Source organism: Isoptericola sp. NPDC057191, from assembly GCF_042670225.1.
Classification (GTDB): Bacteria; Actinomycetota; Actinomycetes; order Actinomycetales; family Cellulomonadaceae; genus Isoptericola.
The window spans coordinates 1-9,815 of record NZ_JBHUWC010000153.1 but is presented as its reverse complement, the minus strand read 5'-3'; the positions used below and the strand labels follow the sequence as shown (position 1 = coordinate 9,815).

At 73.8% G+C, this 9,815-nt stretch carries 8 protein-coding genes; 3 read left to right on the top strand and 5 right to left on the bottom strand.

What is annotated here, in order from left to right:
• Positions 1-59: 59 nt before the first annotated feature.
• Positions 60-1,367, bottom strand: coding sequence for a sugar ABC transporter substrate-binding protein (locus ACFT55_RS16005; RefSeq protein ID WP_380244832.1), 1,308 nt, complete (start codon positions 1,365-1,367; stop codon positions 60-62).
• 296 nt (positions 1,368-1,663) lie between these two features.
• Positions 1,664-2,740 carry a lipoate--protein ligase family protein gene (locus tag ACFT55_RS16000; RefSeq protein ID WP_380244831.1) on the bottom strand — a complete coding sequence of 359 codons (1,077 nt, stop codon included), beginning with the start codon at positions 2,738-2,740 and terminating at the stop codon, positions 1,664-1,666.
• Between the two features lie 122 nt (positions 2,741-2,862).
• Here ACFT55_RS16000 and ACFT55_RS15995 point away from each other — a divergent pair, with 122 nt between their 5' ends.
• A complete protein-coding gene (locus ACFT55_RS15995; RefSeq protein WP_380244830.1) occupies positions 2,863-3,921 on the top strand; it encodes an N-acetylglucosamine kinase in 1,059 nt (352 codons plus the stop codon).
• On the top strand, positions 3,918-4,799 hold the full coding sequence (locus tag ACFT55_RS15990) for a MurR/RpiR family transcriptional regulator (RefSeq protein WP_380244829.1): 882 nt from the start codon (positions 3,918-3,920) through the stop codon (positions 4,797-4,799). The genes ACFT55_RS15995 and ACFT55_RS15990 overlap by 4 nt, the downstream gene beginning before the upstream one ends.
• Positions 4,800-4,820: 21 nt before the next feature.
• On the opposite strand, the gene cimA is transcribed toward ACFT55_RS15990, so the two are convergent.
• Complete coding sequence (gene cimA / locus ACFT55_RS15985) at positions 4,821-6,470, bottom strand: citramalate synthase (protein WP_380244828.1); 1,650 nt, start codon at positions 6,468-6,470, stop codon at positions 4,821-4,823.
• Between the two features lie 287 nt (positions 6,471-6,757).
• On the opposite strand from cimA, the gene ACFT55_RS15980 reads away from it, so the two are divergent.
• On the top strand, positions 6,758-7,315 hold the full coding sequence (locus tag ACFT55_RS15980) for a hypothetical protein (RefSeq protein ID WP_380244827.1): 558 nt from the start codon (positions 6,758-6,760) through the stop codon (positions 7,313-7,315).
• On the opposite strand, the gene ACFT55_RS15975 is transcribed toward ACFT55_RS15980, so the two are convergent.
• Positions 7,263-8,441 carry a winged helix DNA-binding domain-containing protein gene (locus ACFT55_RS15975; RefSeq protein WP_380244826.1) on the bottom strand — a complete coding sequence of 393 codons (1,179 nt, stop codon included), beginning with the start codon at positions 8,439-8,441 and terminating at the stop codon, positions 7,263-7,265. The genes ACFT55_RS15980 and ACFT55_RS15975 overlap by 53 nt on opposite strands.
• 26 nt (positions 8,442-8,467) lie before the next feature.
• Entirely contained in the window at positions 8,468-9,628 is a 1,161-nt protein-coding gene (locus ACFT55_RS15970) for a branched-chain amino acid aminotransferase (RefSeq protein ID WP_380244825.1), read from the bottom strand.
• Between the last annotated feature and the right edge of the window lie 187 nt (positions 9,629-9,815).

The window sequence follows — 9,815 nt, the reverse complement described above, 5'->3', positions numbered from 1 at the left end:
GGCCCGGGCTGCTGCCCGGGCCCGGCGGGGGCCGCGACGGGGAGAGTGCTCGTCATCCGTCAGCTGCCACCGTTGAGCAGCGACGACATCTCGTCGGCGGCCTTGGTGCTGGCGGTGGGCACGTCCTCGCTGCCCGACAGGATCGACTGCATCATCGTGCTGGTCGTCAGCTTGGCCTGCACGGCGCCGAAGTTCGGCGACACGGGCACGGACGCGCCGCCCTCGACGAACTGCTTCGCGAACGGCGCCACGAGCGGGTCGGTGCTCTTGAGCGTCTCGTCCAGCAGCGACTTCTGGCCCGGGAAGTAGCCGGCCTGCTCGCCCCACTTCGTGGCGAACTCACCCGTGGTCATGAGCTTGATGAACGCGAACGCGAGGTCCTGGTCCTTCGCCGTGGAGAACATGCTCAGGTGCGAGCCGCCGAGCACCGACGGGGCGATGCCGCCGTCCTTGCCCGGGATCGGCACGGCGGCGAACTTGCCCTTCATGTCCTTGTTCGCCTCGATGATCGCGCCGGGCGTCCACGAGCCCATGACGGCCATGCCGACGTCGCCCTGGGCGAACGCGTCCAGGACGTCGGTCTCGCGCCAGGTGGTCGCACCCGCCGACGAGTAGCCGTCCTTCGCCAGGCCGGTCCAGAAGCTGAGGCCCTCCTGCGACGCGGCGCTGTCGAGGCCCGAGGTCCAGGTGTCGCCGTCCTGCGTCGCGACCTCGCCGCCGGCGCCCCACACCCACGGGTAGACCGTGAACTCGGCGTCGCCGGGCACCGCCACGGCGGTCTTGTCCGGGAACTTCGCCTTGATCGCCTTGGCGGCCGACTCGATCTCCGCCCAGGTGGTGGGCGGCTTCACACCGGCCTTCTCGAACATCTCCTTGTTGTAGACGAGCGAACGGACGCCCGCGTACCAGGGCATGCCGTACAGCTTGCCGTCGTAGGTGCCCGCGTCGACGAGGCCGTCCACCAGGTCGTCGCCCAGGCCGGCGTCGGCCACGTAGTCGTCGAGCGGCGCGAGCGCCCCCGCGTCGGCGAACTCCGGCGTCCAGGTGGTGCCGGTCTCGGCGACGTCGGGGGTGGTGCCTCCCGCGATCGCGGTGACGAACCGGTCGTGCGCGTCCGCCCACTCGACGAACTCGACGTTCAGCTTGGCGCCGGTCTCCTCGGTGAAGGCCTTCCCGACCTCGTCGAAGAAGGTGTCGGCGCTGGGGTTGGTGCCCTGCATGATCCAGACGTCGAGGGTCTTGCCCTCGCCGTCGACGGCCCCGTTCCCGCCGTCGTCGGAGCCGCCGCTGCAGGCGGCCGCGCCGAGCGCCACCAGTGCCGCGGTCGCGACCCCCACGGTCTTCCGGGTCCACATCTGTCGCCGCATTCCAGTCCTCCCGTGGCGGCCTCCTGGGCCGCCCTCCCTCGTGCGCGGCGCCCGTGGGCGCCGTTCGCGCGGTCATGTCGTCCCGACGTCCTTGTCGTCCGGCGCGACGTCGTCGTCTCGCTGTCTGCGGCTGGTTGCCGTGCAGAGCGCGCTGTCCTTGGTCGAGCGACCCTCGGCTGAAAGGAACTTCCGGGGAGTCGCTCTGGGAGGGAGATTACTGACCGAACCCGGGTGTGCAAAGTCACCGCACCGATCCGTGACAGGACGGTGACCTCCCGCGCCAGGGGCTGGGCTGGTCAGGGCACCCGGTTGATCCAGGTCGGGTTGCCGAACTTGGTGCGCACGAGGTCGGCGGCGCGCTCCAGCTCCTCGGGCCGCAGCGTGGAGTCCACGGTCCGGTGGTGCGCCTTGAAGTGCGCCTCGAAGGCGTCGACGATCTCGTCGCGCGCCATGCCGGTCTGCGAGCGCAGCGGGTCCACCCGCTTGTTGGCGCTGGTGGTGCCCTTGTCGGACAGCTTCTCCCGGCCGATGCGCAGCACCTCGAGCATCTTCGCGCTGTCGATGTCGTAGGCCATCGTCATGTGGTGCAGCACCGCACCGCCGGCGAGGCGCTTCTGCGCGGAGCCCGCGAGCTTCCCGCCGGGCGACGCCACGTCGTTCATGCCGGCGAAGTAGGCCTCGACGCCGACGGACTCCAGGGCGCCGAGCACCCACGAGTCGAGGAAGGCGTAGGACTGCTCGAAGGACATCCCGTCGACGAGCGACGCCGGCACGACCAGCGAGAACGTGACGCAGTTGCCGGCCTCCATGAACATGGCCCCGCCGCCGGAGATGCGGCGCACCACGGTGACGTCGTGCTTGCGCACGCCCTCCGGGTCGACCTCGTTGCGCAGCGACTGGAACGACCCGATGAACACGGCGCGCTCCGTCCAGTCCCAGAAGCGCAGCGTGGGGCCGCGCCGGCCCTCGGCGAGCTCCTCGGTGAGCACCTGGTCCAGCGCGGCGAGGGTGGCCGGGGCCAGCGGGCCCGGGCGCAGCACCTCGAAGGTGTGGTCGTCCCACGTGGTCGCCAGGCCCAGCGCGCGGCGCACCGCGACGGCCACCGCCCAGGCGTCGAAGCCGACCATCGTCACCGCGCCCGCCACGCGGCCGTCCTGCTCCGCGATCCGCAGTCCGTCGTCGACGGCGCGCGCGAGCTCGCCCGTGGACGTCTCGCGCGGCAGCCCCACCAGGCTGGCGTCGATCACCTCGAGCGCGTCGTCCGGCTCGAGGAAGAAGTCGCCGCTGAGCCGGACGTCGGCGAGCATCCCCTCGCGCACGTCGAGGTCGACCGTCACGAGCTTGCCACCGGGAACCTTGTACTCACCATGCACGTCCTTACGGTAGCCGTGCCGCGCCCGGGTGGGACGCGGCGTCGGTCACACCGCCCCTCGAGCGGGCGAGATTCGTTTCGTTAGCCCCCCTCCGCAAGAAAATGACTGCCACACTGTTCCCCGTGACCGGCACGAACGCCCCGCCCCTCGCTCCCGAGCACGTCGTCGCCGTCGACGTCGGCGGCAGCGGCGCCCGACTCGTCGCCGTGCCCGCGCACGGCCCCGTCGCCGACGACACCCTCGCCCTCACCGGCCGTCCCGTGCGGATCACCGCCGCCGGGAGCGACGCCGCCGACGTCGTGGCCGAGCTCGTCGCCGACCTGGCCGGCCGGTGGCCGGGGGTGCGGATCGCGGCCGCCGCCCTGTCGGTCACCGGGCTGCCGTCCCTCGTCGCCGACCCCGGCGCCCTGCACGACGTCCTGCACGCCGCCGGCGCCCGCGCCACGGCCGTCGCCGCGGACGCGCTCGCCGCGCACCTCGGCGCCCTCGGCGGCCGGCCCGGCGCCGTCGCCGCGGTCGGCACCGGCGCGATCGTCCTCGCCACCGACCTGCGCCGTCGCTGGCACCGCGCGGACGGCTGGGGGCACCTGCTGGGCGACCTCGGCTCCGGCTCCTGGATCGGCGCGCACGGGCTGCGCGCCGCGGTCGCCACGCACGACGGCCGGCCCGGCCCCGCCTCCCCCACGCTGCTCGCCGCCGGGATCGAGCGCTTCGGTCCCGTCGAGGGCTGGCCGGCGGCGCTCTACGGCCGCGCCGACCGGGCCCACGTGCTCGCGTCGTTCACGCCCGCCGTCGCGGACGCCGCCCACGCCGGCGACCAGGTGGCCCAGGGCATCCTGCACGACGCCGGCACCCACCTCGCCGAGACCCTCGCCGCCGCGCTGCGACCCGGCATCCCGCCGCTGGCCGCCGTGACCGGCGGCGTCCTGCAGATCGGGGACGCCGTACGCACCCCGCTCGTGGCGCGCCTGTCGGCGCTGCGCCCCGACGTCCGGCTCCTGCCCGCAGAGGGCAGCCCGCTCGACGGCGCGCTGCGCCTCGCCCGATCGCTCGTCGACGACCGTGGCGGCGCGCTCGTCGAGCCGTACGAGCCCTGGGTCACGGTGCGCGGCACCGCCCGGCCGTCCGCCCCGCCCACCCCTGACACCGGCGCCCGCCGGGAAGGAGACCCCCGCGCATGAACGGTGACGTCCTCGTCCGGCTCCGCCAGACGCTGCCCACCCTGCGACCCGCCGAGGCGCGCATCGCGTCCGTCGTGCTCGACGACCCGCCCGGCGTCGTCGGCGCCACCATCACCGAGCTCGCGGCACGCGCCGGGACCTCCCAGGCGACCGTCGTGCGCTTCTGCCGCGCCGTGGGCTACGCCGGCTACCCGGAGTTCCGCATCGACCTCGCACAGGCCACCAGCCGCCGCGCCGTCGAGCTCGAGCGCTCCGGCATCGCCGAGGGCGAGATCAACCGGACCGACACCGCCACCGACGTCGTCTCCAAGATCGCCTTCCACGAGGCCCGGACCATCGAGGAGACGGCGCGCATGCTCGACCTCGACGCCCTCGAGCGCGCCGTCGACGCCATGGCCGCCGCCCCCCGCGTCGACGTCTACGGCTCGGGGTCCAGCGGCCTCACCGCGCAGGACCTGGCGCAGAAGCTCTCCCGCATCGGCATCGTCTGCTTCGCCCCGGTGGACCTGCACGGCCAGCTCCAGTCCGCGGCCCTGCTCGGCAAGGGCGGGGTCGCCGTCGCCGTCTCGCACACGGGCACGACGATGGAGACGGTCCAGGCGCTCACCCTCGCGCAGGAGGCGGGCGCCACGACGGTCGCCGTCACCAACTTCCCGTCGTCCCCGCTGGCCGAGCTCGCCGACGTCGTGCTGTCCACGACGGCGCGCGAGACCCAGTTCCGTTCCGGCGCGATGTCGAGCCGCATCGCGCAGCTCGCCATCGTCGACTTCCTGTTCGTGCGCGTCGCGCAGCGCCGCTACGACCAGACCACCGCGGCGCTCAAGGCCACGTACGAGGCCGTGCAGCCCCACCGCCTGCAGGCCCGCGCACCGCGGTAGCCACCGCGGGACCTCGGCCGGTCAGCGAGGCTCGACGCCCGCGTGCAGCAGGCCGTACACGTACGCGTCGATGAGCGACTCCCACGCCGCCTCGATGACGTTCGCCCCCACCCCGACGGTGGACCACGAGTGCTGCCCGTCCGTCGTCTCGACCAGCACGCGCGTGGTCGCGTCCGTGCCCTGCTGCGCGTCGAGGATCCGCACCTTGAAGTCGATCAGCTCGAACTTCTCGATCTGCGGGTAGCCGTGCGTGAGCGCGCTGCGCAAGGCCTGGTCGAGAGCGTTCACCGGGCCGTTGCCCTCCCCCGTCGCGACGACGCGCTCGCCCCCGGCGTGCAGCTTCACCGTCGCCTCGGCGACGGCGTCCGCCTCCCGGCCCGCGGCGTCGTGCCCCGCTCCCCCGGCGACCGTCTCGACGATCGTGCGCCAGCTCTCCACCCGGAAGTACGACTGCCGCGCACCCGTGAGCTCCTCGCGCAGCAGCAGCTCGAACGACGCGTCGGCCGCGTCGAAGGTGTAGCCCTGCGCCTCCGCGTCCTTGACGCGGGTGGTGACGCGGGTGAGGAGCTCGCCCTGACCGCTGAGGTCGTAGCCCAGCTCGCGCCCCTTGAGCTCGATCGACGCGCGCCCCGCCATGTCGGACACGAGCATGCGCATGTCGTTGCCGACGGCGGTGGGGTCGATGTGCTGGTACAGGTCGGGGTCCACCTTGATGGCGCTCGCGTGCAGCCCCGCCTTGTGGGCGAAGGCGCTCGCGCCCACGTAGGGCTGCCGGGCGTACGGCGAGATGTTCGTGATCTCGGCGACGGCGTGCGCGATGCGGGTGGCCTCCTCGAGACCGCCCCCGGTGAGCGTGCGCAGCCCGTGCTTGAGCTCGAGGTTCGCGACGACGGTGACGAGGTCCACGTTGCCCGTGCGCTCGCCGTACCCGTTCACGGTGCCCTGCACGTGCCCGCACCCGGCGGCCACGGCGGCCAGGGTGTTCGCCACGGCGCACCCCGAGTCGTTGTGGGCGTGCACGCCGAGGAGCCGGTCGCCCGCGACGGCGTCGCTCACGTGCGGCAGGCCGAGGGCCTCGCGCACCTCGGTCACGACGTCGGTCACCCAGTGCGGCAGCATGCCGCCGTTGGTGTCGCAGAGCGCGACCACCTCGGCGCCCGCCTCGAACGCCGCCTCGGCCGCGGCCCGGGCGTAGGCCGGGTCGAAGCGGTAGCCGTCGAAGAAGTGCTCGGCGTCGACCACCACGCGGCGCCCCTCGCCGACGAGGAACGCCACGGTGTCCGCGATCATCGCCAGGCCCTCGGCCGGCGTCGTGCGCAGGGCGCGCTCGACGTGCCGGACGTCGGACTTGGCCACGAGCGTCACGACCGGCGCCTCGGAGTCGAGCAGCGCGCGCACCTGGGGGTCGTCCCAGGCGCGGGTGCCCGCCTTGCGGGTGGCGCCGAACGCGGCGAGCACCGCGTTGCGGAGGTCGAGCTCCTTGGCCGCGCGCCGGAAGAACTCCGTGTCCTTGGGCACGGCGCCCGGCCAGCCACCCTCGATGAAGCCGACGCCCATCTCGTCCAGCAGCGGCGCGATGGCCAGCTTGTCCGCCACCGAGAGGTTCATGCCCTCCTGCTGCGCGCCGTCGCGCAGGGTGGTGTCGTACACGTGGAACGGGGTGGCGGTCATGCGGGGACTCCCCAGCTCGTGGAGCTCTGGACGATCTGATCAACAAAAAAGACCCTCCGGGGTACGGAAGGTCTGCGCGTCCGGACGGTGTGCCGGACGCGCTACGGAATGATGAGGAAGCGACGCTGGTGCGCGAGGCGTGTCATGGGCCACATGGTGCCACACCCGCCCGCCGCCAGGACAGGGCGTCCACCCCACGGCCCCGGGCTACCCCGCCCGCTACCGTGCGACCGAGGGGCGGCTGTGGTCGGCTTGCCCTTGTCACCCGAGGTCAGGAGGCCGTACCGATGAGCGAGTCGCGAACACCCGGCGGTCCCACGAGCCCTGCGGACCCCCCGCCCGGGATCCTGCCGGACACCGTGCCGACGGCCGAGCCCGTCGACGCGTGGGACGCGCCGGCCCCGACGTCGCGCGCCCTGCTCGCCCTCGACCGGCCGCGCTACTGGTCGGGCGCCGCCGTCACCGTCCTGGTGTGCGCCGTCCTGGGGCTCACCGCCTCGGTCGTGTTCGACGGCGCGTTCGGTGTGGGGCTGCTCGGGCCGTCCCGCGCGCTGCCCGGCGCGCCCGGGCTCGCGTGGGCGCTCACCGGCGCGGTCTTCGCCCTGCTCGCCGCCGTCGTGCTGCAGGCGCTCGTACGAGTGGTGCCGCGGCCCCGGATGTTCTTCGGCTGGCTGGTCGCCCTGACCACGGTGATCCTCGCCGCGCTGCCGTTCACGGGCGACGGGCCCGCCGGGTCCGCGGTGGCGACCGCCCTGGTGTGGGCGGTGCTCGGGGTGGCGGTCTCCGCCATGCTCAACGGCGTGCTCGGCCGGACTCTCGTGCGGCCGGCTCCGCGGACCAGGTGACCTCGCGCTGCGGCGCGTCCTCCGCCACGAGGTCGAGGAGCGAGCCCGCCTCGGCCTCCAGCTCGTCGCGGTGGGCTGCCCACGCGTCCCCGGTGAAGGGCTCGAGGTGCACCGTGGCCCGGCGCGCGTCGACGTCCAGCGACCAGGTCCCGGCCACCCGCCCGTCCACCCAGAGGGTCGGGAGCACGTCGGCGTTCCGCCGGTAGACGAGGCCCGCGTGCTCGGCGTCGAGGAGCCGGGACCGCTCGTCGAGCGCGACGAGGAGCTGGTCCCAGCGAGGCAGGAGCCGAACCGGGGCCGGGGTGTCGGCGGGCGTGAGGTCGGCGTCGGCCAGGTCCAGCAGCTCACGCCCGTCGGGCGCGGTGTACACCCGCAGCTCCAGCAGGGCGAGCGCCCGCTTCATCGCGCCGACGCCGCGCACCCCAAGGCCCCGCGCGACGTCCCGCACGGACGCCGGGCCGAAGGCCGCCAGGTAGCGGGACACCGCCCGGGCGCGCGCCTCGTCGGCCGGCGGCGAGGGCAGCGGGTGCGGCAGCACGTCGGCGAGCCAGTGCACGCCGTCCTGATGGTGCGCCGCGACGTGGGAACCCCACATCCCGCTCGGCGGCACGTGCACCAGCCCACCACCGGCGCTCGCGAGGCGCCACCATGCGCGGCTCACCCCGCCGGGGATCGCCGCGACGGCGTCGACGTCCGGGTACTGCTCCGCGGCGAACGCCTCCACCTCGTCCAGCGTCCGCGGCTCGGCGCAGAACGCACGCACGGCCCGGTTGAGGGCGACCAGGTCCACCCCTGCGCGGCGTGCGCTCGCGCGCCAGCCCGCCAGTCGTTGCTCCGCCGAGACCGCGTCGAGCAGCGGCCAGTCGGCGCTGGGCACCACGTGCAGCGTGGACCGCATGACGGTCGCCTTGACCACGGACCGGTCCGTCAGGGCGTGCTCGAGCTCGGCGACCGTCTGGCCCGCCCGCCGCGCCCAGAGCGCGATGTACGGCATGTCGGCGTGCTGCGCCTGCAGCCCGCCCACCCGGCCCACGACCGACACGAGGTCGTCGTCGGACCGGGTGAGCAGCTGCTGGCGCGCGAGCGTCGTACGGTTCAGCTCGCCCGCCGTGATCGGGGTGGGCATGGGTCGACAGCCTCCCGGGGTGGGGATCAGGCGAGCCGGCGCATCCAGCCGTGGCGGTCCGCGGCGCGGCCGTACTGGATGTCGGTCAGCTCGGAACGGATCGCCATGGTGAGCTCGCCGGGCTCCCCGCCGCCGACCTGGTGGTCGAACGAGCTGCCCGCCAGCCGGCCGACGGGGGTGATGACGGCGGCGGTCCCGCAGGCGAACATCTCGGCCACGCTGCCGTCCGCGAGCCCCGCGGCGATCTCGGAGATCGGGATCCGGCGCTCCACGACGTCGCGACCGTGGTCCGCGGCGAGCTGCAGGATCGACGAGCGCGTCACACCCTCGAGGATCGAGCCCGTGAGCTCCGGGGTGTGCACCGAGCCGTCCGCCATGACGACGAACACGTTCATGCCGCCGAGCTCTTCGAGGTACGTGTTCGTGGTCGCGTCGAGGAAGCACACCTGGTCGAAGCCCTGCTCCTGCGCGATCATCTGCGGCAGGAGGCTCGCGGCGTAGTTCCCGCCGCACTTGGCGTCGCCCGTGACGCCCGGCCCGGACCGGTGGTAGTCCTCCGACACCCAGATCGACACCGGCTTCACGCCGCCGGCGAAGTACGGGCCCACGGGCGAGGCGATGACGAGGTACTCCACCTCGGCCGCGGGACGCACGCCCAGGAACGTCTCGGACGCGAACATGAAGGGCCGCAGGTACAGGCTGGAGTCCTCCCCGGACGGCACCCAGTCGAGGTCCGTGCGCACGAGCGCGGCGATGGAGCCGATGAAGTCGTCCACCGACAGGCTGGGCAGCGCCAGGCGGTGCGCCGACCGGGCGAACCGCGCCGCGTTGGCGTCCGGGCGGAACGTCCAGACCGACCCGTCGTCGTGCTTGTACGCCTTCATCCCCTCGAAGATCTCCTGCGCGTAGTGCAGGACGGCGGTCGCGGGGTCGATCTGCAGCGGGCCGTACTTCTCGATGCGGCGGTCGAGCCACCCGTCGCCCTGGCGCCAGCTGATGCGGGCCATGTGGTCGGAGAAGACGGTGCCGAACTTCGGCGCCTGCAGCGCGGCCTCGCGCTCGGCGTCGGGCGTCGGGCTGTCCGTCGCCCGCACGTCGAAGAGTGCGACGAGGTCCTCGAGCTCGGCCGGGAGGATGCCGGACGCGTCGGTGCTCGGGGCGGAGGAGGTGGTGCTGGAAGTGGTCATGATCGGGGGCCTTTCGCCGGGTGACCCCTGTAGTTTTCCACGACCGCGCACCACGTGGGCACCGGCGTCGCTCCGACCACAGCGGGCACCCGGACTACAGAAGGAGTCGGGTGATCGACAGGAGGGATGACGGCCGGGGCGGGCGGTGGCTCGGACGACTCGTCCGACGGCGCGGCGCGGGTGGCGC